This window comes from Agrobacterium sp. InxBP2 (assembly GCF_026191755.1).
GTDB classification, from domain to species: domain Bacteria; phylum Pseudomonadota; class Alphaproteobacteria; order Rhizobiales; family Rhizobiaceae; genus Agrobacterium; species Agrobacterium pusense.
Window position 1 is genome coordinate 169707 of record NZ_JAINDY010000021.1, and the last position, 24400, is coordinate 194106.

Sequence of the window (24400 nt, forward strand, 5' to 3'; positions counted from 1 at the left end):
GGCGTGTGAGGGCCGATACACCGATATCCTAAAGCGCCAGAGCGTCCCTGAGGGCTAGACCTTCCTTGGTACGGAGGTCGAGATCGGCCTCTATATGATTAAGATGTTGCAGCATCAGCGCCCGGGCCCTTGCCGCATCCTTCGCCTCCAGCGCATCCAGAAGATCGGCATGTTCGTTATGACCGCAGCTCGATACGCCGGAGCGCCCATAGAGCGCGATGACCAGCGATGAGCGCGCAACCAGTTCATCCATGAATTTTTCTAGGATGGCATTGCCGGCAATTGACGCCAGCATCAGGTGAAAATCACCCGAGGCCTTGATTTCGGCCCGCCGTGCGCTCGGCCCGCGTTCCTGCTGATGCCTGCTCTCCTCCAACAGATGCTCCCGCAGCTTCTTTACCGCCGCAGGCGTGATTTTTTCGATTGCCGCGTCAACGACGCCGGGCTCGATCAGCCGGCGGGACGCAAATACCTGCCGCGCCTCGTCGGGCGTCGGATTGGAAACGAAAGCGCCCCGATTGCGCTCGGCCTTCACGAGGCCCTCATAGGCAAGCATCTGCAGCGCCGCGCGCACCACCGTGCGGCTGACATCGAACAACGTTCCCACTTCCGCTTCCGACAATTTCGTTCCCGGCGCCAGCCGGCGATCGACAATGGCGTCGCGCAAAGTGTCTCGAATGGCCTGGGCACGATCCTCATGCGATGAATCGGGAGATACGGTTATATGGGCAAGGCTCATGGGCGCGTCCTGTTTGCTCCCGAGTTTTAGCGCGAAGCGTGGGACGCAGGCAAACGGGAATTGTGGGCGACAGCCGGTCTGCCACAATTCATTCAGCGACCGTTCAGCAGGCGGGCTGTATTTCCTTAACCATCGAATTTGCAACTGGCAGCACCCTGCCACCTGGATGGAAAAACACCATGTCGTCCTTTGCAGCCAAAACCGCTATGGCTATCGCCGTCGCCGCCGCAACCATCGCTCCCTTCAACAGCGCATCCGCCGGCGACTGGGACCGCCACGACCGCCGCGACGCGGCGCTTCTGGGAGGTGTGCTTGGCCTTGCCGCCGGTGTTGCCGTTGGTTCCGCCCTTTCCCGCCCGGCACCGGTGGAGGAGGAACGGGTCTATATCGATCCGGCACCGCGCCGTTATCAGGCCTATGAGCCGAGCTATGTCTATGAAGAGCCGGACTATCGTTACTACCGGCCAGCACCGCAGCCGGTTTATCGCCCGGCGCCGGTCTATCGCGCGCAGCCGGTTTACGACAGCCGTCCCGTCTATAGTCAGCCCCAGACCTATCGCACCATCGAGCCGTGGACCAACGCCTGGTACGATTATTGCTCGCAGCGTTACCGCAGCTTCAATTCCCGCACGGGCACCTACACGGACTATGACGGTCAGCGTCATTTCTGCGTAGCAGGCTGAACGACGGCCGTTGCCGCAATTGCTGCGATTATTGCCAGGCCGCAGACGGAAAAGTCTGCGGCTTTTCAATGGGGGTCGGAGCAGGACAACTTCGCGCCGTCGCCATAAGTCGTCCTCTGCACAGTTTCAGGCCGCGCCGTTCTTCACATAGTCCGCCCGGTTGATACCGTGGCGTTGCAGTTTGTCGTAAAAGGTCTTGCGGGCGATACCGAGCGTGGCGATGGTTTCCGCGACGTCGCCATTGGATTGCTCCAGTGTCTCGCGGATGATGCGCGCCTCGATCTCGTCCATACGCTCCGGCAAGGTGCCGGAAGCCGGGATTTCCGACTGCAGAACAGATGTGGCCGCCAATTCCGTCTCAAGCCCCAGAACTACCCTCTCGGCAAAATGGCCGAGTTCCCGGACATTGCCGGGCCAATCATGATCGTTGAGACGACGGGAAACCCCGGCGCCGATCTGCGGCACCGGCATGTTGAAGCGGTTGGCTGCCTTGGTGACGAAGTGGGAAAACAAGAGTGGAATATCCGCCCTGCGTTCGCGAAGCGGCGGTATCGACAATGTGACGACATTCAGCCGGTAATAAAGGTCCTCACGAAACGCGCCACGTTCGGCCGGATCGCCGAGGTCAACCTTGGCCGCCGCAACCACGCGGATATCGACAGGTCGCTCCTCGTTTGAACCAAGCGGCGAGACCTCGCGCATTTCCAGCACACGCAGCATTTTCACCTGCACGGCAAGCGGCATGCTTTCGATCTCGTCCAGGAACAACGTGCCACCACTTGAATGTTCGATGCGGCCGACACGTTTTTTCTGTGCCCCGGTAAATGCTCCCGGCTCATGGCCGAAAAGCTCGCTCTCGATCACCGTTTCAGGTAGCGCACCACAATTCAGCGCAACGAAATTGCCCTTGGCGCGCTTCTTGCTCCAACGATGAAGGGCCGTTGCCACCACTTCCTTGCCGCTGCCCGTTTCGCCGGCCACCAGCACATCGACATCCGTATCGGCAATATGCCTGAGCGTCGTGCGCAAGCGCTCCATGGCGGGTGTTTGCCCGATCAGCGGCAGGTCGTCCTCCGCCTGCCCGGCTGCCCGGCGAAGCGCGCGATTTTCCAGCACGAGGCGGCGTTTTTCGAGGGCTCTGCGGGCGCTCTCCACCATCCGTTCGGCGGGAAACGGCTTGGCTATGAAGTCATAGGCACCGTTGTGGAGCGCATCGACGGCCATGGGTACATCGCCATGGCCGGTAATGAGGATGACAGGCAGATCCGCATCGATCTTGCGGACATGGTCGAAAAATTCCAGCCCGGTCATGCCGGGCATGCGCACGTCAGTGATAACGACGCCGTCGAAATCGTCACTCAAAGCTGCAAGCGCCTGCTCGGCTCGGGAAAAGGAAGTGACCGGCAGCCCGTCTAGCTCCAGCGTCTGCACCATCGCCTTGCGCAGCTGCGAGTCGTCATCGACCAGAAATATAGTACCATCCGCCGTCATGTCATGCTCGCTTCAGATATACGGAAAAACACGTGCCTGCATCACCACTCGCCACCTCAATGCGCCCGCCATAGTCCGAAGCGATGTCGTTTGAGATGACAAGGCCAAGACCGAGACCGCCTTCCTTGGAGGTATTGAAGGGTGAAAAAAGCTGGGCACGGATGGCTTCCGGAATGCCCCCGCCATTGTCGCCAACCGAGATTACAACCGCGTCGCCTTCTTCGCAAACACGCACCTCCACCCGGGCCGTATCAATCGCTTCAGTCGCTTCCAGCGCGTTTTGCAGAAGATTGATGAGGATTTGCTCCAGCCGGATGCGGCTGCCGAGCACTTTCATATCCTGATCGGGCAAGACAATATCCAGCGCGTCCATCTGACCGGAAAAACGGCTGCGCAGCAGCAGCACCGCACCTTCGATGACGGTTCGAACACTGACAGGTTCAGCGCCGGTTCGGCCCTTGCGCGCGAGTATCTTCAGATCGCTGGTAATCGTGCCGATACGCTCGGTAAGGGCGGCAATGTCCTCAAGATTTTCACTGGCTTCAGCCAGACGTTCACGCTTCAGCAGAGTGCGCGCATTATCGGCAAAGGCGCGGATTGTCGCCACAGGCTGGTTTATCTCATGCGCCACGCCAGCCGCCACCTGCCCAAGAATGGAAAGGCGGTTGGCCTGCACCAGCTCATGCTGGACATTGCGCAACTCCCCGGTGGTCTTTTCGTGCAGGGCGATTTCCGCCTGAAGATGATCGCGCGTCTTCGTCAGATCGCGGGTTCTCTCCTGTACCTTCAGTTCAAGCTCGGCGCGGGCCCTTTGTTCTTCTTCCTTTTCCGTCAGAGCCTTGTGCCTGCGCCACAGCCACAGCGCTGAAAGCGCAATCAGCGGCATGAGCGTCGCCAGCGCCACCGCCCTGCCCTCGCGGATGGCGGCATTCAGAGCGGGTGCGACGGGCTGAAGATAATGCAGGGTCCAGGATGTCGTCGGCACCGGCACTTCCAGGCGAAGATAATCGCCGCGTTCGCGCCCCGGCTCATCAACGTGGATGAGCGGAACACCGTCGCCCAATGATCGAGCCGTTCGGAAAGGCAGCGTCGCCAGCGCCTCATTGCCGAATTGCAGGCTTTCGGAAATGGTGTTTCGTCGCGCCTCGTCGATGGCCGCGACTGTCTTGAAGCGCCACTCCGGCACGCTCGTCATCAACACGACACCGTTTCTGTCGACGACATAGACCGGCTTGCCTCCGATATTCCAGTCCGCTTCCAGCCGGTTGAACTCGACCTTGGCAATCACGACGCCAAGCGGCCGGCCGTCAGCTGCATCGATCCGGCGGGAGATATAGAGACCTGGCCGGCGACTGACATTGCCGAGCGCATAATGTTCGGACATGCCAGTCTTCATCGCCGCCTGAAAATACTCGCGGAAGGCATAGTTGGAACCGACAAAGCTGTCCGCCTGCCGCCAGTTGCTCGACGCGATGGTCAAGCCGGTCGGCCCGGTCACGTAAATGACAGAGGACTGGGTTCCTTCGATAAGCCCTTCAAGCTTTCGATTGAGCCGATCTAGAGCCGAAGCGCCGCCGCCATCGAGAGCGACGGCAAGATCGGGATCGCCGGAAAGAACCAGCGGAATGGCCCGCGGCCGCTCCAGTGCAACATTCAAAAGGGCGATCTTCAGTTCCGCATCGGTCGAGGCCTCGGAACCCGCCGCACGCAGGGCCTGATGGCGGGCAAATTCATCTGCGACAAGCAGCATGCCAAAACCGATAAGCAGCCAAAGCCCCGCGAGCGCCAGCCATTGCGCCCGTCGCTTCGCCTGGGAATGGAGTGAATTCTCTATCTGGTTCATGGGTCAATTGTGCGGATTTACACACAGACCGCAAGAGTTTTTGTCCGAAATTCCGCACAGTTAACTGTCGCGCCTTTTATCCCTCCAAAAAAGAACTTTTTGAATCAGTTGGTTACGGCAAATAATCAAGTCTGGCATGCGTATTGCACATGTCTCCTCAATCGGCGCGAAGCCGTCAACGACACGGCGATCCCGGGAGGCCAATCAAGGCAGGGTGAGGCCGAGGAGGAAAAAACATGATCGATACGACAGCCGTGGCCGCGGGCCACGCCAAATTGCCATTCTACAAGCATCTGTATTTTCAGGTTCTGGTGGCCATCATAGCCGGTATCGCACTCGGCCATTTCTATCCGGCCTTCGGTGAAGAACTGAAGCCGCTCGGCGACGGCTTCATCCGCCTCGTCAAGATGATCATCGCGCCCGTCATCTTCCTCACTGTCGCAACCGGCATTGCCGGCATGAACGACATGAAGAAGGTTGGCCGCGTGGCCGGCAAGGCCATGATCTACTTCCTCGTATTCTCCACCCTTGCGCTTATCGTAGGCCTCATCGTCGCCAACACCGTGCAGCCCGGCGCGGGCATGAACATCGATCCGGCAACGCTCGATGCCAAGGCCGTCGCGACCTACGCCGACAAGGCCCATGAGCAGACCATTACCGGCTTCCTGATGAACATCATCCCGACGACCATCGTCGGCGCATTCGCCAGCGGCGATATCCTGCAGGTGCTGTTCTTCTCGGTGCTCTTCGGTATCGCGCTCGGCGTCGTCGGCGAAAAGGGCAAGCCGGTCACCGATTTCATGCACGCCCTGATGTATCCGATTTTCAAGCTGGTCGCGATCCTGATGAAGGCTGCCCCGATCGGTGCTTTCGGCGCCATGGCCTTCACCATCGGCAAATACGGCATCTCGTCCGTCACCAATCTTGCGATGCTGATCGGCACCTTCTACGTCACGTCCTTCCTGTTCGTGTTCGTGGTCCTCGGCGCCGTCTGCCGCTATAACGGCTTCTCCATCGTCGCGCTGATCCGCTACATCAAGGAAGAACTGCTGCTGGTTCTCGGTACCTCGTCTTCCGAGGCCGCCCTGCCGGGCCTGATGAGCAAGATGGAAAAGGCCGGCTGCAAGCGCTCCGTCGTCGGTCTCGTCATTCCCACCGGTTACTCCTTCAATCTTGACGGCACCAACATCTACATGACGCTGGCAGCCCTCTTCATCGCGCAGGCGACCGGCATTCACCTCTCCTTCGGCGAACAGATTCTGCTGCTGCTCGTCGCCATGCTCTCCTCCAAGGGTGCCGCCGGCATTACCGGTGCAGGCTTCATCACGCTCGCGGCCACGCTCTCCGTCGTGCCTTCGGTTCCGGTCGCCGGCATGGCGCTGATCCTCGGCATCGACCGCTTCATGTCGGAATGCCGCGCGCTCACCAACTTCGTCGGCAATGCGGTCGCCACCATCGTCGTCGCCCGCTGGGAAGGCGAACTGGACCAGGACCAGCTTGCCCGCGTGCTCAGCGGCAAGGAAGAATTCACCGGCATCGCCGATGTGGATCAGCTTCCGGCCTCGGTGCAGCCGGCAGAGTAATACGACCTCCCAAGGTCCTGCCTGCCCGGCCTCGTCCGGACAGGCCTCGCATGAAGGCCGGCGCGTCATCTCGATGTGTCGGCCTTTGTCGTTCAAGCAGGTGTCGGAAAACAGTTTTTATCGGACGGGCGATGCTGTAGGCCAGATCAAACAAGAACCGTTGCGATGAATGGAGTGGCCCATATGAGAAACATTTTCCTGGCGTGGCAATTCTGGGCCCTGTTATCGGCGGCATTCGCGGCTCTGACTGCCATTTTCGCCAAGATCGGCATCGAAAACGTCAATTCCGATTTCGCCACTTTCATCCGAACCATCGTTATTCTCGCTGCCGCAGGCCTGATGGTTTATATCACCGGCAACTGGCAGCAGCCTTCCACCATCTCGGGGAAAACCTGGGCCTTTCTCGTGCTCTCCGGTCTGGCAACCGGCGCATCCTGGATATGCTATTTCCGGGCGCTGAAAATTGGCGACGCCGCCCGTGTCGCACCCATCGACAAGCTCAGTGTCGTCTTTGTCGCCATCTTTGCAGTGCTGTTTTTGGGCGAAAGGCTTTCGCTGCCCAACTGGCTCGGCGTCGTGCTGATCGCCTGCGGTGCGGTACTTGTGGCCTACCGGGGATAGGTCGGCCGGATCAACCGGCCGGCACAATTGCCAAAAATTTTCAGCCTCGGGCGGCCGCAACCTTGTCGAGACCGCGCTTCACACCAGCAAACAGCTCATCCAGTTGCTCCGCGGTAATAATCAGCGGCGGACAGAAACAGATGGATTCACCGATTGGCCGGGTTATGACACCCTCCTCCTCAATGGCGGCGGCGAGGGCAAACGTCGTGTCGCCCGGCTTCATGCCTTCCCATGGCTTCACCTCCAGCGCGCCGATGAGGCCGATACCGCGCGAGGAATGAATGAGCGGGTGATCCGCAAGTGCCTTCAGATGATCGAGGAACCGGCCTTCGAGCCGCGCGACATTGCCGACCAGATCGCGTTCCTGAATGATCTTCAGGTTTTCCAGCCCCACAGCCGTTGCGACCGGGTGGCCGGAGGCGGTGTAGCCATGGCCGAACGATCCGATCCGGTCGGACTCATCGGCGATAGGCTGGTAGAAATTGTCATTCATGATGATCGCCGAAAGCGGCATGTAGGACGACGAAATCTGCTTTGAGACCACAAGCACGTCCGGCTTGATACCGTAGGTCTCGCAGGCGAACATCTTGCCCGTGCGGCCAAAACCGCAGATGACCTCGTCGACCACAAGCAGGATGTCATATTTCTTCAGGATCGCCTGTACGCCTTCCCAATAGCCCTCCGGCGGCAAAAGAACGCCACCGGCGCCCATTACCGGCTCGCCCCAGAAGGCGGCGATGGTTTCGGGACCTTCGCGAAGGATCAGATCCTCCAACTCCCCGAGGATACGCGCGGTGAAATCCGCCTCACTTTCGCCCTCCTTCCCGAAATGCACATAGGAGGGGCAGGCCGTATGCAGCATGCGGTCCAGCGGCAGATCGAAACTCTCATGGTTGCGCGGCAAGCCGGTGATCGAGGCCGACGCAATGGTCACGCCATGATAACCCTTGATGCGGCCTATGATCTTTTTCTTTTCCTTCTTGCCCAGTGCATTCGAACGATACCAGACCATCTTGGCGACCAGATCGTTGGCTTCCGAGCCGGAGGAGGTGAAATGAACTTTCGACATCGGCACCGGCGAAAGCTCGATCAGCAGTTCGGCGAGATCGACGGACGGGCTATGCGTCTTGTAGGAGAAGGTGTGGTAATAGGGCAGCTTCTGCATCTGCTTTGTCGCCGCTTCCACCAGCCGCTGTTCACCAAAACCGAGCGCCACCGACCACAGTCCCGCCATCGCCTCGATGTATCGCTTGCCACTGCTGTCGGTGACATAGATGCCCTCGCCGCTTTCAATCACCAGACCACCGGTCTTTTCGAATTTGCGCAGATTGACATTGGGATGCATCTGATAGGCGATATCGCGTGCCTCGACGGAATTCGGCAGGATGGTCATCGATAATGGCTCCGTTTCGGTTGATTGACTGAGGCGTCAGACGTGCTGTCCGCCATTGATGTGGATTTCCGCGCCGTTGATGTAGCTGGACTGTTCCGAGCAGAGAAAAAGGATTGTTTGTGCCACCTCCGCCGTGGTGCCGAGCCGCCCGAGCGGAACCTGGGCATCCACCAGCTCGGCCGTACCTGGAGACAGAATGGCAGTATTGATTTCCCCCGGCGCAATCGCGTTGGCTCGAACGCCCCGCGGACCGAATTCATGCGCCAGTTCGCGCGTCAGTGCGGCGAGTGCCGCCTTCGACGTGGCATAAGCAACACCGGCGAAGGGGTGAACCCGCGAACCGACGATGGAGGTGACATTGACGATCGAGCCTCTCGCCGCCTCCAGCTCCGGCAGGAGCGCGCGGGCGAGCAGCGCTGTTGAGACGAGATTGACATTGAGCACCCGCGTCCAGATATCCGCCGTCGTATCCATCACACCGAGGCGGCTTCCGCCTTCGCCCTTCGGCGAAATTCCGGCATTGTTGACAAGCGCCGCAAGCTTTCCTTCAGGCAGGCGTGAACGCACCTCATCTGCCAGATCTTCTACCCGCGACAGGTCTTCCAGATCGGCCTGGATATGGCTCTCGCGTGCGGAGGGCCAACGGCATTCCTCGGAAAAGGGCTGCCGCGAAACGGTCAGGATCCTCCAGCCCTTTTCCTGAAACAGCTTGACGGTGGCATGCCCAATTCCCCGGCTGGCACCGGTCAGAAGCATGTAAGGAACAGCCATAGAGAACTCCTGTGCCATGCGGATCGTTGAGCCGGCCTCGCATTCAACACGCATGTTAGAGCGCTTCGGCCGGGTGACAAGGGCTTTTTTGTCGCGGTGGGCGAAGTAAGGCCGCTCGCGGGCTAATCCCATTTGATGCGGGGGTTTCACCCGAAGGGAATATTTGAAGCGGATCATTTGCCCATAAAATGAAACCTCCCGAATGTGTGATCTGTATTGGGAGGGGGACACATGCGCATCGACATCATTGACACCGACGCCGGCTTCGAGGCGGTTCGGGAAAACTGGGAATCGGTGTTCATGGCCGATCCCCATGCCCGGCATTTTCTCTCCTGGGGCTGGCTGCGCGATTACATGCCGCGCCGCAGGCGCTGGTTCGTTCTGGCTCTGAGGGAACGTTCGGAAGGCTCGCCCTATGTGGCGTTTTTTCCGCTGCGCATCGTCACCGAACCCGACAAGAAAACCGGCCGCTTTCACGACAGCATCGTCATGGCCGGCAATGCTGCCGCGGATTATACTGGTTTCATCACCCTGCCGGACTATGAAGATCACGCCGTCGCCGGTTTCTGCGCCTATATAAGACAACAGAACTGGACCGAGCTGAAACTCGATTATCTTTCAGGCCCGCCGGAACGGCGCGATGCCATGATCAGGGCGCTTCAGGGCCCGCTCGTCATGTTCCGCGACAATATGCCGACCAACCCCTACAACATCAACAATTGCATCTGCCCGGTGGTGACCCTGCCGGACACGTTTGACGGGTATCTTGAAAGCCACATGAGCAGCCAGACCCGGCAAAAGCTCAGGCGTTTCATGAGAAAGGTCGAGGGCGGGGACGAATATCGCATCAGCTTCGCGACGAAAGACACCATCAAGCGGGACATGGACATCCTCTTCGATTTCTGGCGCATCCGCTGGGCGCCGCATAAGGGCAGGGAACGCACCGAGCTCCTGATCGGCGCGACCCGCCAGATGCTGATGGATGTCTATATTCGCGGTGATCTAGAGGTACCTGTGCTGTGGTTCGGCGACCAGCCGCTTGGCGCACTCGCCAACATCATCGATCGCCGGAAAAAATCTGTAATGTTCTACATCACCGGCCGCGACGAGAACTGGAAGACGCCTTCCCCCGGTCTCGTGCTGCACGGGCACTGCATCCGGAGGGCAATCGAGCAGGGTTTCAAGACCTACGACTTCCTGCGTGGCAACGAGCCCTATAAATATTTCTTCGGGCCGGAGGAGCAGAAGCTGAGCTGCACGCTGTTTCGCACCCGCTCGGGTGATAATCTCGGCGGCACGCTTCACCCGCGCAGTATCCGATTTGTCTACGAACAGGGACTCAAATTTTACAAGGCGGGCAGGAAGGCTGCCGCAAGCATCGCCTTCAGCCAGGTGCTTGCCGCAGCGCCCGGTCATTCCGGTGCCCAATTCGGGCTGGCCAACCTGTCTCTTGATCGGGGCGAGTTCCGGGAGGCGGAAATCGCCTTCCTGGCGCTTCTCGCCAGCGGCCAGGACCCGGTTCTGCTTTGGCTCCGCATCGGTGAGGCACGGCTGGCGCAACAGCATTATCACGAGGCATCCGAGGCCTTCCGCCAGGTCACCAATCGCGCGCCGTTCCACCGCGAAGCGCTCTACAAATGCGCCGTTGCTCTCATCGCCGCCGAAAGAAAGATGGAAGGTGCCGAAATCCTTGAAAGATTGCAGCATTATCATTCGGACGAGGCCCAACATCTCGAATATGCGGAGAAGGCGCGGGCCGCGCTTGCGCGGCTGGAACTGACGAAAACAAAGATCCCACTCCCTGCCGATGTCATCCCGCTCACCGTCAAACCGAAAACGGCGGGCAAGCGCTGGCACCCGCCAAAGGTTTTGCATTGAAGACAATGATCTGTAAGTTGCGGCAGCAAAACGCCGACCGACCTGCAGGGAATTTTGATGTTTCTGACAAATAAGGACATGCTCGATCTCATTGAGCTTCGCCACGATTTGCATCGCCATCCGGAAATTTCCGGAGAGGAGAAAGAAACCGCCCGCCGCGTCCATGCCTTTCTTGAGCAGGCACCACCTGACCGGCTTCTTGCCGGCCTCGGCGGCCATGGCGTGGCGGCTGTCTATGACAGCGGCAGAAGCGGCCCCTCGGTTCTGATCCGCTCGGAAATCGACGCGCTGCCTATCCACGAAAAGGGTGAAGTTGAATATCGTTCGAGCGTCGATGGAAAAGGCCATCTGTGCGGTCACGACGGCCACTCCACCATTCTGACGGCACTGGCGCTTGGCCTTGCCCGCCAGCGGCCGGAGACAGGACGGGTCATTCTTCTCTTTCAGCCGGCGGAGGAAACCGGTGCGGGCGCAGCCGCCGTTATTGCCGATCCCCGCTTTACGGAGATAAAACCGGACTATTCATTTTCACTTCACAACCTCCCCGGCCTGCCCTTCGGCCATGTCAGCGTGGTGGAAGGGCCGGTCAATTGCGCATCGCGCGGCATCAAAATCACATTAGCGGGCAAGACGGCACATGCCTCCTCACCGGAACACGGCATTTCCCCCATGCGGGCGATTGCCAGGCTGATGCCGTCCCTGAGCGATCTCGGTTCCGGTTTTCCGCCGGCACCGGATTTTTCGATGGTGACGATCACCCACGCGATCATGGGGGAAGCGGCCTTCGGCATTTCCCCGGCTGACGCGGAAATCTGGGCGACACTCAGAACGCTGACCGACGACCGGATGGAAAACCTGTGCAACGCCGCGGAGACGCTCGCAAAAAGGGTGGCAGACGAAGAGAGGCTGGCGCTCGATATCACCTATGACGATATTTTCCTGCATTGCGAAAACGCCCCGGACGCCGTCGATCATATCCGGCAGGCGCTGGACGACGAGAAAATCTCCCACGGTTCCGAAGGTCTGCCAATGCGCGCTTCCGAGGATTTCGGCCGTTTCCGTGGCGTCTCGTCGTCGGCGATGTTTTTTCTCGGCGCAGGCCGGGACTATCCCAATCTGCACAACCCCGATTACGACTTTCCGGACGCACTGATCGGTATCGGTGCGCGCATCTTCATGCGGCTCATTCGTAATCTCACCGGCGGGAAATAAGCCGTGGCCGGCTGCACGCCGGCCGCTGTCAACCGCCTTGCGGACCGTTGCTCGGCCGGGCGGCGCGCACTGCCGCGAGCCCCCTGATGCCATCGCGATTACCGATGGAGGCGAGGCTTTCGAATATCTGGGCGGCTTCCCCATAACGGCGCATGGCGAGATAGGAGTAACCGCGCAGCACCATTAGATCAGCACGCTCGTCAGCCAGCCGAGCCCGCTGGTCGAGGAGCAGAAGCGTTTCGGCATAACGTTTCGACTGGAAGGCGGAAACCGCGCGATCGGCAAGGATCGAAACCTGCAGCTCCGTGGCTCGCGGACGATCCATGCGCGATTTCGTCGCCGAGACCGCAGCATGGTCCGTCAGCCCCATGCGCAGATAGGCGAGGCTCTGACCATAGGCCGCATCGCTTTTGACGCTCGACTGACCGCCGGCAATGGCGGCTTCAAAGGCTTTCAGCGCCTCGGCCGGTCTATTCGTCTCCATCAGGCACCAGCCGAGATCGAGCGCCTGCTGCGGCGGCAATCGCTGCGGATCAGGATAGGCGGCACAAGAGCGTGGACGCGAAGCCGTGTTGTTTGCTCTTTGCGCTGGCGAAGACAGTCTCGCCTGCTTGCGTGACGGTTCAGGCGCCTGGACGACGGGTTGAACATAGGTCACCGTCCCTCCCTGCGCCGTTTGAGGCACGGGCGCGGTCTGCTGCGGGGCGGTGGCGAGAGGCGGCGCGGTTACCGCCACGACCGGCTGGCCGGACTGATCCACCATGCGTGCGGTACCCACATCGGCAATACGCTGCGAGCGACCTGCCCATTGCTGCTGAATGCCCCGCAGGCCAGCGAGGTTGCGCAGGTCATGATAGCTCAGTGCCACGCCATAGGCAGACGGCTCATCATCCGCTTTCCAGCCAAGCGCAGTGCTGAACCATTGCAAGGCGAGCTGGCTCTGACGGAACGCAAGCGAATACCAGCCGAACTGTTGTGCCGTCGCCGCGTCCTTGCGCGCGACGGTTTCCGCTGCAATGCGCTGCAATACATCCGGCGGCAGCACGACGGGCGGCTCCAGCGCGAGAAGATTGGCGGTTGCGGCAAGATAGGTTGCGAGCGCATCGTCGGATGTCGCGCGCCATTTGTACATGACGTCCTCGGCTTCACGCGGCTCGTTGCGGTCGATCAGCGCCAGCGCCAGCCCTTGCGAGGCCGACGCGCTGTCCTCTTCCTCTCGCGCCTTGCGGAACCACTTTTCGGCCTCTGCCATATTTTTCTGGCGAATATTGTACCAGCCGAGCAGCAGCGCGTCGCTTGCGCGCTTTTCCGTTTCGGCAAGCCGTTCAAGCCGCATCAGATAGGCAGAAGGGACGGTGATCCCCTCTTTCTCTCCTGCCTTCGCCACGAACTGGCGCGCGAGATCGTTCTTGACCGGCTCGAATTCCAGCTGTCCATCGGCGCCGGGCTTTTCCTTGGCCAGAAGCTCACCCATCATTTCCGCCGGCAGCAGCGCGGATGCCTTTTGCACAGTGGCGAGCCTGTCACTTGCGACAGTGCAATTGTTGAGAATGTAGAGATAGGCGTCGCGCGCCCGTGCCATCCTGTCCGTATTGGCAAAGGCATCGGCAACACGCCACAGAACGTCGACCTCGCTGCAGGTCAGCAGACCGGAATTATTGGCGGCCGTATCCACCACCGTCGCATATTGCTTGAGGTCAGACGCGTTGATGAGGCGCTGACGCGCCTCGGCCAGAGACAGCATGCCGGTCAGGTTGTCCGGCGGCTGCCAGCCAGGCTCTGTCTGCTGGCGGTCGGCAATCGCCTTCCTGACCTCGGCATAACGGCCATCGGTATAAAGCTGCCACATGGCATCGAGCTTTGCATCGCCGTTTTCCGGAACAGCAAGCGGATCAGCCGGTGGCGTCCAGTTTGGATAAAGCGTGCGAAGTCGCGCGATTTCGGCCTGAAGGCGTTGCGTATCGCCTCTCGCGGCGAAATAGCGCAATGCGCTGAGATCGACTTCCGGCATATCACCCGACGCCGGCTCCGCCACGCGCGCGGCAGGCGCCTGCGCCGTCTGTGTTTGCACGGTCTGGGCGCCGGTCTGTGGCACCGGTCGCGGCTCGGTTACCGGCACCGTTACCGGCGGTGTCGAGGACTGCGCTAACTGCGCCATCTCGCGATTCTTGACAAAAGCGTTGATTTGCGCCGGATTTGCCGCAGGAGATATCCGCTGCGCGGCGCGATTGTCCCCCACCGCGGAGGTGTGGACGTCCGACACGCGACCGAGAATGCTGTCACGCCAGTGGAAGGCGGCAAGCGCGACTAGAAGCAGGATGAGGGCCGAAGTCGATAAAGGCTTGTTCATCGGCATTCCCCGTTATTCCTTGCCAGAAACGACAATGCCAGAAGGTGCAATGTGGAAGGATAATAAAGTGTTGGCTGAAAGCTCTTCAGTTCTTCCGGAACGGCGACCCCGCCTGCGACACAGGCCGCGAGCGCCGGAATGATGCGATAGCCGGGGTCCGACAGCACATCCTTGACCGCTCCGCTCTTCAGATCGAAAGTGCCAGCCGCACCGCTTTCCAGCGTCATGCCGTTCTTCAGCCGGTTGAGCAGCTCGGGCGAGCCGATATTCGCCCGCGAGAGATAAAGTGGAATGCGCACCGCATTGTAACCGAACTCCGGCGGGAAACCCGATGCCGGCTGGGCTCGCGTCCGCACCGATACCCAGTCGGCCGGTAGTTTCCTCTCGCCAAAGGCAAAGGCACCAATCTGCGTCACCCCGTCATCGGCTACCGCTTTCCAGAGCGGCGACGGCGCGACGAGATTGAGAACCGGGAAGGCCTCGAATATCAGATACGACGGATTAACCACCGGACCGTCATCCCGGTCCCCCTCGCCAAAACCGGTTGCAGCCGGCAGGAGTAACGAACGCCCTGCGCGTTGAACCACGGTTTTTTTGAGGATGGCGGATGCCATGGCTGTGGATGCCTCGGCGTAATCCTGCCGATTCCATTGCCCGGCAGCCAGCGCCAGCGCATAGGCGATCAGGATATCGCCATCCGTAGCGTTGTTGATATCGGTCACATGCGGACGTGTGCGCGGATCCCATTTCCAGGCGGACAGTCCGTCATCCCGCACCAGCAGTTCGGTGCGTGTGAAACTCCAGATCAGCTCGAAATCGGCGAGGCTGTCGGACAACACGGCAAGCCACATGCCATAACCCTGACCCTCGCTGTGGCTGATATTGCCGTTGCCAGTATCGATAATGCGGCCACCGGGATCGAGAAACGCACTCTTATAGGCCGACCATGCCTCCGGCGGGATCGACGCGGTGCGGCCCGCTGAAACGGCTGTCAGCAACGTCATGATGGAAAGGACGACAACACCGGCCAGTTTCGAAATTCCGCTCTTCATCGATGTCGCCCCATCATGCGCAGCATGGCAAACGTTGCGAGACCGAGGAGCGACACGAAACCAATGAAGGCCAATGAATAGGAGAGAACGTTAGAAGACAGCCAGTTTGCCGCAATCAGCCTGAAGTTCGAGAAGGAAAATGGCCGCGTGCTATAAAGATATGGCCGTTCCACTTCGACGGTCTCGATTTTTTCAGCACCTGCGTCGTAAGCGGCGACACGCCCCGTGACGCCACCCCACCGGTTTTCACGCGTCATCGCCGCCATGCCCTCCAAAAGCTCTCCCGAACTTGGCGCGGTTGCAAGCGTCCAAACCCCTTCACCTGAAGGGCTCAGTCCCTGGGCCAGCATGAAAGAGACATTGGCAGGCGGCGCATAGGGCTGCTCGGCTGCAGGCAGGAAGCGCAATGTATCCGAACTCAGGTCGAAGTTGCGCTTCATCCATTCCTCAAAGGACGAAACCTGTCCTTCCCAGATGCCGCCGTCGACCCGTTCACGCCAGTCATTAAAGAGGTTTTCACTGTTTTGCGCAGGCTGCTGAACACCGGCTCCCACTTTCCAGGAGATCTGGCTGGAGGGAACGAGGTTGAACTGGCTGATCAAAGCCTGCGGAAATTGTGAGATCGTACCAACGAACAACGCGTCCCGGTCGCCGATTACCAATGGCGACGCGACGGTCTCAATGTCGATCGGATGCCCCGCCACGCTCGCCAGCCGGCTGATGAGCGTGGCCGCCGCCGACATCGTGTCCGTGTCAAAACGATCAAGAGACAGGGCGACGGGAGTAGTTCCAGTGCGGTAGGGCTGCCCGGCGCCAGCCATAGCAGCGAGATCGGGTTTGCGACCAATCTGCGCATAGTCCGGAATATGAATTTCCGATGTATCGAACAATGCAAAACGGGGCGTTGCGCTCGCTGGCGCACCCGGTGCGCAGGCCTGATCCAGCGCCGTCATCAACACCGCTTCAATGGTCACCTTGTTCGGACCGGGCTTGAAGTGCCGCATTGTCACATTGATCGGCAGATGTCTGAAAATACCCCCGCCATTATTGGAGATCGGCACGGTGGAGGCGATCTGGTCATTGACATAGATGTCGACATGGCTGCCGGGCAACACCTGCGAAGAATAGGCTGCGTCCAGGAGAAGCGACGCTTCGCCATAGGCCGACGCATAAAAATCGGCGGGCATGCCGATGTAAAATTCATTGCGGAAACGCCGGCCGCTGAACTCGCTGCTTTCGATACCGAGTTCCGAAAGCGCGATCCGACGGTCCGACATGATCAGTGGCACATCGGGTGCGTGCCAGCTGCGCGTCGAAAAAGTGGCTCGCTGAGCGCCCGGTGTTCGCGAGATCGAGGAAAACAGTGTCTCTATCGCCGCTTGCACCGCCTGGGGGGTCGGACCGGTGACGAGAAGCGGCGACGCTCCGCCCGCGACGGCGCTGCCGAAGCCTGCGAAAGCGCCCGCTGATGCTTCAGGTGGCAAAGTTCCGGCCATGCCGGCGATTTCCCGAGCCGTGCCGACGAGGACCGAAAGCGTTCCCGCTTTCCTTTCGACGGGAGGGGCCGTCACAAAACGGACAGTCTGGTTCGGCATCTGGGTTCTGAGCGCCAGCGCCTGCGAAAGACGCAGGAGAGAATCCGCAAATGCCGGATTGCCGAGCGCCGGTGCCACGATTTCGATCGACGTCGTCGCCTTGCCATCAGGTCCGGTCGCCTGGATGTCGTCGATGTTGGCGAAACTGCCTGCAACATCGGCGTTAAAGCCTATGAAGGTATTTGCAGGATCGACATCGGTCCATAGATCATAAGTGGACTGGATCGTGCAATCTGTTCTGTGGCGCTGCTGCACCCCGAGCGACACGACATTCGCGCCGACCTGAAGGACACCGGGCGGAATTTTGAGGGAAATATTCCCCTGGCTGTCCGGCGCCTCGATACGCGCTGCCCCAAGCCCGACATTGTTCACGCTGACCTGAAAGTTCGAGCTTTCCGGGGCAACAACGATCGCGTTCTGATAACCGACATTCAGCGATACGGCTGCATTCACCTGCTCTGGCGTCAGATAGATACTCCATTGCCGCCGGTCCATCTCGCCCGAAAGGCTGAGCTTTTCATAGGGAAGGATATAGCGGCGGCGGCCATCGGCTGAAGAAGACGAGGCGGGCATGGAACCGGGTGAGATGCTTTCCCGGCGCGCGGGCACGGTCACTGGGGGAACCGGCGGCGGTTGGGCCGTCACGTCGGAGGAAGGCGCAGGCTTAGCCGCGAAGGGTGGCGGAACAGGTGGCTGCACCGGCGTCGGGACCTCCGGCTCACGACGCGGTTCCACCGGAGAAATGGCGGGCGGCTCCGCGGGCTTTGGCGCGGTCTGGGCCGGCCTCTCCGGCGACATGTCGAAGGGGGATGACTGCGCAATGGCGCTCGTCGCGACTGCACCCCAGATCATCACTGTCAGCGACTGCCTGATAGGTCCGCGGCCGGTCATTTTACGGCTCCAGCAGGTTTGACGGCCTTGGAACCCGGCCGCAGCGCGCGCGCCAGATAAAAGAGACCACGCTGCGTCTGGAAGAGCGATATTGCCAGGAAGGTCGCCGTACCGCGAATGAGACCGGGGTTCCTGCGTCGCACACGCTGAAACTCGCTCCATTGCTCAGAATTGGCAAAAATCAGGTCGGCGATAAGGCGGTGATCGACGGCCCGCTGCGGGGAGAAGGTGCAGCCGATCGAAATGAACCCCTCGCCTCGCACCGTCCGCACAATATTGAGAGGCATCGTTTCCGGCACGCCCTCGCTGTGGGGTTTGACCCTGACGATCGCAGTCTCGCCTTTTTGGACCGTGGTTGCGTTATCGAATAGATTGATGAGCAGACCGTGGACGGAAACATTGTCGATGGAGGCCGGCACCCAGGTGTCGCTGCCCTCAAGCTTGACCTCGCAGCGCCGCTTCACGGTGATGCGCCGCGAGGCGGACTTGTCGCCGCGTTCAGAAACCACCCCCAGCGCGCAACCGGCGAAGATGAGGTTCAGCAGGTTCCAGCCGCCGACCACGAGCGTGACATCCGCCTTGTAGGGCTCGCTGTAGATACGCCAGACGGCAAAGATCATCGCCACCACCAGCAATCCGAAAATCACGAAGAACGGCCGGCTGATTTCCGAGAGTCGCGCCTCAGCGATGGATTCATCCTTCGCCGTGACCTTGAAGGTTGGCTTGCCCGGATTGAAGATCACCGAAACGACGGCGGGCAGGAGGTGAACCGTCTGCACATATTCGTAGAGTTCCGATATCCACGGCCAGCGGAAACTGCCGTAGAGATAGTTCTGCATCATGAGGTTCACGAGCATGTAGGCCGCCGTATAGGCTAGAAACTCGCCGCCCGAGGCCACAAATATCTGCAGGTCGAAGAAAAGATAGAACAGCGGCGCAAATAGGAAGATCGTGCGCGGAAACGGAAATAGCCAGAACAGCGTCGAGGACATGTAGCAGAGGCGCTGTGTGAATGTGAGGCCACGCTTGAACAGGGGCTGGCGGAAAATCAGGATCTGCATCATGCCCTGTGCCCAGCGGCTGCGCTGACCGATGAAGCTTGCGAAAGTGGCCGGCTGCAACCCGGCAATCAGGGGCTTGTCCACATAGATGCTGTTCCAGCCGCGGGAATGCAGTGCGAGGGCCGTTTCACAATCTTCCGTGATGCTGACACCGCTGAAACCTTCGGTATCCTGCAGGGCCTCGCGCCGCAGTACGGCGGCGGAACCGCAGAAGAAGGCGCCGTTCCACTTGTCGAGACCGCGCTGGATGATGCCGTAAAACATCTCATTTTCGCTCGGCATCGTCTCGAAGGTTCGCAGATTGCGCTCGATCGGATCGGGATTGACGAAGAAATGCGGCGTCTGCACCAGGAACAGCCGCGGGTCTTCTTCGAAATAACCAACGGTTTCCAGCAGGAAGTCGCGCGCGGGCGCGTGGTCGGCGTCGAAGACCGTGACGAGTTCGCCGGTCGAATGGGCAAGGCCGTTATTGAGATTTCCGGCCTTGGCGTGGACATTGCGCTCGCGCGTCAGATAACGCACGTCGAGGTCTTCGCAGAGCTTCTTGAGCTCTTCATGGCGGCGCTGCGCGGCCTGCGCTTCGACAATATTGGCGGCATTGCGCTTCTGAACCGAGCCGCCATCGTCCAGCAGCCAGACCGTGAAGCGGTCCGCCGGATAATCCATGTTTTTGGCCGCCGCCAGCGTATTGGCCAGAAGCTCCGCATCCTCGTTGTAACTGGGCACGAAGACATCCACTGTCGGACGGTATGTGGGCGAGCCGGGCCTGGTCTTGCGCGACGGCAGCGGCATGGACACGATGACAAGGCTGAGCGCCAGCATCACCACGCTATACATTTCCGCCAGATAGAGCAGAAAACCGGGAATGAAGTTCTCAAGCTGATTGACCGGCGGCAACGTGCTTGTCGTGCGCCAGTAGACGTAACGAAGCACGATGGCCGTACCGAAACCGAGGGCCACCAGCCGCCAGACCCCCTGCCCGTTGAAGCCCTTGATCGTTGCGAGGAGAATAAGCGAGATTGCTGTTGCGACCAGGTGGGTCTGCAAGCTGACCGGCATCGTGATGATGGCCAGAACGCAAAGCGACACAAGCAACCAGACAATGATTGTGATGGCCTTGTTCATCCAGAAACTTTCCGTTCTTGTCCCCATCCGGAATTTCGGCCCGGCATCTCCGCTCTCGTCCCCGCCATCATCTGCATCCCTGGCCCGCCCCCGAACCGGAAAGGCACGATGGCGAGGGAATGGACACCTGCGGTACGCCCGATGATTGCTGTTGGCCTGTGACTGCCCCACCGCCGGCGGCGCGCGGGGCCGTCACCGCAGGCTGACCCGACGCACCCGCTGATACCGGCGAAGGAATGTTAACTGCTGCAACGGGCGGCAGCGGCTGTTGTTCCGGCTGAACCGGGGCAGTGGCCGCCGCACGACGAACCGGCCGGACCGGCACGCTGGCGGTCACCTCGCCGCCGGGGCGCATCGGCACCTCTTCCGACTTTATCGGATAGACCGGATTGCCGGGACGGCCGAGATTTTTGTCCACCGCCTGCGGCGTGCCGTAGGGGTTCCAGCTTGGCGAGGCATAAGTCCCGGTGATGGTATAATTATACATCACCGCCAGAAGCCGCTCGACGCTTGCGCCGGACTGACAGAGGCGTAGCCGCACCTTGATGCGCCCCAGATTGCGGAAATCCTGCCGCATGCTTTCGGGGGAACGTATATCCTGCCAACCATAAAGGCAGGTATCCTCACCACGTCCCTTGCCAGCGGCATAGGAAAACGCGCCGTAACTGTTCTGCAGGTAATTTGCCGACATGGCGATAGTTTCACCGGGAAATTCCGCACGGATTTCCCGTGCGAGGGAGGAAGCCCTGAAACCGGTGAACGCCAGGGAATCGAAATCTGTATCGCCCGCCTGCTGCGGACCGAAGAACTCCGCCTTGAGATAATTCTGTCCCGGCGTAGCAGCCTCGGAACGCAATATGACCTGCTGCGCCACGGCGTTGGAATAAGTACGGCTGACGACGGTAACGATTTCGGGACCGCCAGGCGGCGGAAAAATCAGCGCTTCGGAGGGTGACAGAAGCTGCGTCCCGCCGAACGACCGAACGCCCGCGGGAGTATTGCAGCCAGAAAGAACCGCAATGGAAAACAGCAATGAAGTATAGGCAGAAAATTTCACTGCCCTTCGCCCCTTTTTTTCCCCGACGCCGCCCAGATTAAAAGGAAACCGAATCACCAATGACCAGACCATTGTTACGAAATACGTGAGGACTGCGAATAAGCAATCGCAAATTTCCGTTGTAATTTCTGATAGTTTATGGCGTGCGAATCGCTTTTTCGCTGCCATTGGCGAAGGGCAAAAAGGTGGAACCAATCACGCCGCTGCGGGTTGGCTTTGCGTCAGATCGATAATTTTTGCGGTTGCAGCGCAATATGCCACATGGTCTATTTGCCTCCATAGTTACGTATTTTTATTGATCTCAATTTATTCAACTGTAAAAACAGAGAGTTACCGCATGACCATGCAATTTCCGAGTATCGCGCAGACACTTGCCGAGGAGATCGGAACATTACGCAAATGGCTTGACGAGGATGCCCTTCCATTGTGGTGGGAGGCGGGGTCAGCCCGGCCGGATGGCGGCTTTTACGAGCGGCTCGGTCAGGATGCGAAACCGGTTTTTTCCGATGACCGCCGCGCCCGCGTCCAGCCGCGCCAGGCTTATTGTTATGCCGCCGCCGGCCAGCATGGCTGGCACGGACCCTGGAAAGACGCAGTGTTGCACGGGCTGTCCTGGTTCGAGAAGGTCTATCGCCTTGAAAACGGCCTTTACGGCAACCTGGCCGACCAGACCGGAAAACTGATCGACCCCTCCTTCGATCTCTACAACCAGGCTTTTGCGCTTTTCGCCGCAGCACAGACAGCTGCGATCCTTCCCGAGCGGAGGAATGAGATGCGCAGCCGCGCGCTCGAAATCCTTGCCATTCTCGAGCGCGACTACAGACATCCCATCGCCGGCTTCGAGGAGGCGAACCCGCCGCGCACTCCGCTTTGCTCCAATCCGCATATGCATCTTTTCGAAGCGATGCTGGCCTGGGAAGAACAGGATCGTGACGGCCCGTGGTCGGCGCTGGCGGACGAGATTGCCGGCCTCGCACTTTCCCGCTTCATCGATGACGGCAATGGCGGCCTGCGCGAATTCTTCGCCCATGACTGGACGCCCTACGAGGGGGAGAAGGGCCGGATCATGGAGCCGGGCCACCAGTTCGAATGGGCCTGGCTTCTGGTGCGCTGGGGCAGCCTGCGTGGAAACGAAGAAGCGATCAGGAAGGCAAAACGCCTGTTCGAGATCGGCGAGGCCTACGGCATCTGCCCGCGCCGGAAGGTGGCGGTAATGAGCCTTTACGACGATTTTTCGATGCGTGACGGGCTTGCGCGACTATGGCCGCAGACGGAATGGCTGAAGGCGGCGGTGCGGCTTGCCAGTGTGACTGATGGCGAGGAGCGGCAGCGTTACCTTGCCTCTGGTCTGAGCGCCATCGGCGCGCTGCAGCCTTTCCTTGACACGCCGGTCAAGGGCCTGTGGTTCGACAAATGGCCGGCGGACCGGCCGATGCTCGACGAACCAGCGCCGGCAAGCACGTTTTATCACATCGTCTGCGCCATCTATGAGGCCGAGGCGGTGCTGGCAGCAGGGTGAGGAACGTCACTTACCGGGCGAGCGGCATCGCCGCTCGCCGGTTTTGATACCGGTCAAACCTTGGCCGGACGCACCACGCGCCAGTCAGGTCTGCCGAGATTGTGCGGCCAGGCATGAACGTCCTTGTCATTGAAGTAGACGACTTCTTCCAGCTTTGGAAAATCCGCCTGTTTCAGCGTCACGTCGTTCATCCACGGGCGAACGTAGGAATCGCTGCCTTCATAACCCAGTTCTGCGACCCAGACTGGTTTGTCGAAGGTCTCGACGAGTCCGTAGCCCTTGCGCAGCAGATCCGTGAAGGTCTTCGGCGCGCCATATTCGATCTTGTCGTAATCTTCGAGACCGAACACCGACAGACCGACCAGATCGGCGTAATTGTCACCGGGATAATAGGCCCGCAAACCATCCAGACCTTTCGGTGACCACATCACTTTCACACCGGGAACAGCCTTGCGCGTCATATCCACCACGCGCTTATAGGCGGTGATGTAATCACGCGGGTTCCAGCCCGACCACGAGAAGCGGCCGGTCGTGTCTTCCATTTCCTGCCCCCAGCGCAGGATCAGCGGGCTCTTCATGGCCGACATGCGTGCGGCGATCGCCTGCATGTTCTTATCGTAATCGCCACTCAGAACCTTGCGGCGCAACTCGTCTGAAGAGAGGCGCCAGTTGACGTCCCACGACCAGGGTTCGACCGTGATCATCACATTGCGCTTTCGCTCCAGGGCGTAGGCATCCGCAAGTGCGAGACTATCGAGATCCACGTCTTCCCAGGGCAAGAACAGGTGTTCCGTCGCCACCCCGGACTGGCCGGTGAAATCGCCGTGCGGATCATATGCGCCGAAACGTATTCCGTCCGCATGCAATGTCGGTCTTTTGTCGGCAAGCGTCTTCATGCCCGTCGAGGTCATGGGGGCGACCCCTTGCGCGTCGAGCTTGAGCACCGGATACATTCCGGCGGTAAAGGCTGCGGCGGCACCACTCGCGAACAGAAGTGTTCGTCTTGTTATCTGCATGACACCTTACTCCTTACCTTGTTGCCGTCATCGCCTTGTCGTAGGCGGCGATCTGCGGCGTGACATCGTCCTTGCGGACGAGCTTGAGGAATTCATCGCCAGGGCGGGGCGGATTGTGCCGGAACACGTACCATTGCCCGCCCTGTTTGCGCTGGTAGAGCACCTTGCCGATGCGGCCATGGTCGAAGCAGGTATCGGCCTTGCCGCTTCCCGCCTCGGCTTTCCAGGTGGCGCGCATGCACAATGTGCCATTGGCATCGACAGTCCAGCGGCCTTCACCGATGGACTTCTTGCCCTTTTCTTCCGTTGCAGCGATGAATTTACGGCCGTCGGCGATGAAGCGCCCGCCGCCCGTATCCCATTTCCAGGTCTTGTCGAAATACATCTCCACGACCTCGCTGGTTCTGAGCGGCTTCGGCGTCTTCGTGCCGCCTGCAGCATGGACGACGCTTGGCGCGACCACCGCAAGACAGAGTACGAAAGCGGAGAATCCGCATGTGCTTATTGTTGTTTTCATCAC

At 60.0% G+C, this 24400-nt stretch carries 18 protein-coding genes; 6 read left to right on the top strand and 12 right to left on the bottom strand.

The genetic code is table 11. The features are described from left to right. Window positions 1–28: 28 nt before the first annotated feature. Window positions 29–739 (bottom strand): GntR family transcriptional regulator, encoded by a 711-nt coding sequence (locus K7A42_RS04705; RefSeq protein ID WP_006698553.1) that lies wholly within the window; start codon window positions 737–739, stop codon window positions 29–31. Between the two features lie 179 nt (window positions 740–918). On the opposite strand from K7A42_RS04705, the gene K7A42_RS04710 reads away from it, so the two are divergent. Next, the gene (locus K7A42_RS04710) at window positions 919–1422 is read left to right on the top strand and encodes a BA14K family protein (RefSeq protein ID WP_022563674.1); all 504 of its coding nucleotides are present in this window, start codon (window positions 919–921) and stop codon (window positions 1420–1422) included. Between the two features lie 126 nt (window positions 1423–1548). On the opposite strand, the gene K7A42_RS04715 is transcribed toward K7A42_RS04710, so the two are convergent. Next, complete coding sequence (locus K7A42_RS04715) at window positions 1549–2913, bottom strand: sigma-54-dependent transcriptional regulator (RefSeq protein ID WP_220359975.1); 1365 nt, start codon at window positions 2911–2913, stop codon at window positions 1549–1551. Window position 2914: 1 nt separating this feature from the next. Then, the gene (locus tag K7A42_RS04720; protein ID WP_045534524.1) at window positions 2915–4756 is read right to left on the bottom strand and encodes a sensor histidine kinase; all 1842 of its coding nucleotides are present in this window, start codon (window positions 4754–4756) and stop codon (window positions 2915–2917) included. A 236-nt stretch (window positions 4757–4992) separates the two neighbouring features. On the opposite strand from K7A42_RS04720, the gene K7A42_RS04725 reads away from it, so the two are divergent. Together K7A42_RS04725 and K7A42_RS04730 are read left to right on the top strand one after the other, a co-directional pair. After that, on the top strand, window positions 4993–6339 hold the full coding sequence (locus K7A42_RS04725) for a dicarboxylate/amino acid:cation symporter (protein ID WP_004438672.1): 1347 nt from the start codon (window positions 4993–4995) through the stop codon (window positions 6337–6339). Window positions 6340–6522: 183 nt separating this feature from the next. Continuing rightward, on the top strand, window positions 6523–6960 hold the full coding sequence (locus K7A42_RS04730) for an EamA family transporter (protein ID WP_006698558.1): 438 nt from the start codon (window positions 6523–6525) through the stop codon (window positions 6958–6960). A gap of 40 nt (window positions 6961–7000) precedes the next feature. Here the strand turns inward: K7A42_RS04730 and K7A42_RS04735 are convergent, their stop codons facing one another. Beyond that, window positions 7001–8353: an aspartate aminotransferase family protein gene (locus tag K7A42_RS04735; RefSeq protein ID WP_006698559.1), complete on the bottom strand. Its 1353-nt coding sequence runs from the start codon at window positions 8351–8353 to the stop codon at window positions 7001–7003. Between the two features lie 36 nt (window positions 8354–8389). Next, window positions 8390–9124, bottom strand: coding sequence for an SDR family NAD(P)-dependent oxidoreductase (locus K7A42_RS04740; RefSeq protein ID WP_034498544.1), 735 nt, complete (start codon window positions 9122–9124; stop codon window positions 8390–8392). Between the two features lie 231 nt (window positions 9125–9355). Between K7A42_RS04740 and K7A42_RS04745 the strand changes: the two genes are divergently transcribed. Together K7A42_RS04745 and K7A42_RS04750 are read left to right on the top strand one after the other, a co-directional pair. Further along, window positions 9356–11002, top strand: coding sequence for a GNAT family N-acetyltransferase (locus tag K7A42_RS04745; RefSeq protein ID WP_034498218.1), 1647 nt, complete (start codon window positions 9356–9358; stop codon window positions 11000–11002). A gap of 57 nt (window positions 11003–11059) precedes the next feature. Beyond that, the gene (locus K7A42_RS04750; RefSeq protein ID WP_045534526.1) at window positions 11060–12214 is read left to right on the top strand and encodes an amidohydrolase; all 1155 of its coding nucleotides are present in this window, start codon (window positions 11060–11062) and stop codon (window positions 12212–12214) included. A 28-nt stretch (window positions 12215–12242) separates the two neighbouring features. Here K7A42_RS04750 and K7A42_RS04755 read toward each other — a convergent pair whose 3' ends face one another. The 5 genes from K7A42_RS04755 to bcsN all read right to left on the bottom strand — a co-directional run bounded on the left by K7A42_RS04755 (window position 12243) and on the right by bcsN (window position 21345). Further along, entirely contained in the window at window positions 12243–14570 is a 2328-nt protein-coding gene (locus K7A42_RS04755; RefSeq protein ID WP_045534528.1) for a cellulose synthase, read from the bottom strand. Further along, entirely contained in the window at window positions 14561–15616 is a 1056-nt protein-coding gene (locus tag K7A42_RS04760; RefSeq protein WP_045534530.1) for a glycosyl hydrolase family 8, read from the bottom strand. Before K7A42_RS04760 ends, K7A42_RS04755 begins: the two co-directional genes overlap by 10 nt. Next, the gene (locus tag K7A42_RS04765; protein WP_045534532.1) at window positions 15613–18102 is read right to left on the bottom strand and encodes a cellulose biosynthesis cyclic di-GMP-binding regulatory protein BcsB; all 2490 of its coding nucleotides are present in this window, start codon (window positions 18100–18102) and stop codon (window positions 15613–15615) included. The genes K7A42_RS04760 and K7A42_RS04765 overlap by 4 nt, the downstream gene beginning before the upstream one ends. Further along, window positions 18099–20288 carry a UDP-forming cellulose synthase catalytic subunit gene (gene bcsA, locus K7A42_RS04770; RefSeq protein WP_022563664.1) on the bottom strand — a complete coding sequence of 730 codons (2190 nt, stop codon included), beginning with the start codon at window positions 20286–20288 and terminating at the stop codon, window positions 18099–18101. The genes K7A42_RS04765 and bcsA overlap by 4 nt, the downstream gene beginning before the upstream one ends. Window positions 20289–20355: 67 nt before the next feature. Continuing rightward, window positions 20356–21345, bottom strand: coding sequence for a cellulose biosynthesis protein BcsN (bcsN, locus tag K7A42_RS04775; protein WP_174151592.1), 990 nt, complete (start codon window positions 21343–21345; stop codon window positions 20356–20358). 337 nt (window positions 21346–21682) lie between these two features. Here bcsN and K7A42_RS04780 point away from each other — a divergent pair, with 337 nt between their 5' ends. Beyond that, entirely contained in the window at window positions 21683–22864 is a 1182-nt protein-coding gene (locus K7A42_RS04780) for an AGE family epimerase/isomerase (RefSeq protein WP_416220897.1), read from the top strand. Window positions 22865–22917: 53 nt separating this feature from the next. Here the strand turns inward: K7A42_RS04780 and K7A42_RS04785 are convergent, their stop codons facing one another. Further along, entirely contained in the window at window positions 22918–23880 is a 963-nt protein-coding gene (locus K7A42_RS04785; protein ID WP_004438632.1) for a glycoside hydrolase family 26 protein, read from the bottom strand. Between the two features lie 13 nt (window positions 23881–23893). Next, window positions 23894–24397 carry a DUF995 domain-containing protein gene (locus K7A42_RS04790; RefSeq protein ID WP_034498547.1) on the bottom strand — a complete coding sequence of 168 codons (504 nt, stop codon included), beginning with the start codon at window positions 24395–24397 and terminating at the stop codon, window positions 23894–23896. Window positions 24398–24400 lie beyond the last annotated feature (3 nt).

Excerpts from the sequence above, each read along its gene's own strand:
- K7A42_RS04785 (WP_004438632.1), bottom strand. The coding sequence starts at position 23,880 with ATGCAGATAACAAGACGAACACTTCTGTTCGCGAGTGGTGCCGCCGCA.
- K7A42_RS04725 (WP_004438672.1), top strand. The coding sequence starts at position 4,993 with ATGATCGATACGACAGCCGTGGCCGCGGGCCACGCCAAATTGCCATTC.
- K7A42_RS04790 (WP_034498547.1), bottom strand. The coding sequence starts at position 24,397 with ATGAAAACAACAATAAGCACATGCGGATTCTCCGCTTTCGTACTCTGT.
- bcsA (WP_022563664.1), bottom strand. The coding sequence starts at position 20,288 with ATGAACAAGGCCATCACAATCATTGTCTGGTTGCTTGTGTCGCTTTGC.
- K7A42_RS04755 (WP_045534528.1), bottom strand. The coding sequence starts at position 14,570 with ATGCCGATGAACAAGCCTTTATCGACTTCGGCCCTCATCCTGCTTCTA.
- K7A42_RS04750 (WP_045534526.1), top strand. The coding sequence starts at position 11,060 with ATGTTTCTGACAAATAAGGACATGCTCGATCTCATTGAGCTTCGCCAC.
- K7A42_RS04765 (WP_045534532.1), bottom strand. The coding sequence starts at position 18,102 with ATGACCGGCCGCGGACCTATCAGGCAGTCGCTGACAGTGATGATCTGG.
- K7A42_RS04705 (WP_006698553.1), bottom strand. The coding sequence starts at position 739 with ATGAGCCTTGCCCATATAACCGTATCTCCCGATTCATCGCATGAGGAT.
- K7A42_RS04740 (WP_034498544.1), bottom strand. The coding sequence starts at position 9,124 with ATGGCTGTTCCTTACATGCTTCTGACCGGTGCCAGCCGGGGAATTGGG.
- K7A42_RS04745 (WP_034498218.1), top strand. The coding sequence starts at position 9,356 with ATGCGCATCGACATCATTGACACCGACGCCGGCTTCGAGGCGGTTCGG.
- K7A42_RS04760 (WP_045534530.1), bottom strand. The coding sequence starts at position 15,616 with ATGAAGAGCGGAATTTCGAAACTGGCCGGTGTTGTCGTCCTTTCCATC.
- K7A42_RS04720 (WP_045534524.1), bottom strand. The coding sequence starts at position 4,756 with ATGAACCAGATAGAGAATTCACTCCATTCCCAGGCGAAGCGACGGGCG.
- K7A42_RS04710 (WP_022563674.1), top strand. The coding sequence starts at position 919 with ATGTCGTCCTTTGCAGCCAAAACCGCTATGGCTATCGCCGTCGCCGCC.
- K7A42_RS04730 (WP_006698558.1), top strand. The coding sequence starts at position 6,523 with ATGAGAAACATTTTCCTGGCGTGGCAATTCTGGGCCCTGTTATCGGCG.
- K7A42_RS04715 (WP_220359975.1), bottom strand. The coding sequence starts at position 2,913 with ATGACGGCGGATGGTACTATATTTCTGGTCGATGACGACTCGCAGCTG.
- K7A42_RS04735 (WP_006698559.1), bottom strand. The coding sequence starts at position 8,353 with ATGACCATCCTGCCGAATTCCGTCGAGGCACGCGATATCGCCTATCAG.
- K7A42_RS04780 (WP_416220897.1), top strand. The coding sequence starts at position 21,683 with ATGACCATGCAATTTCCGAGTATCGCGCAGACACTTGCCGAGGAGATC.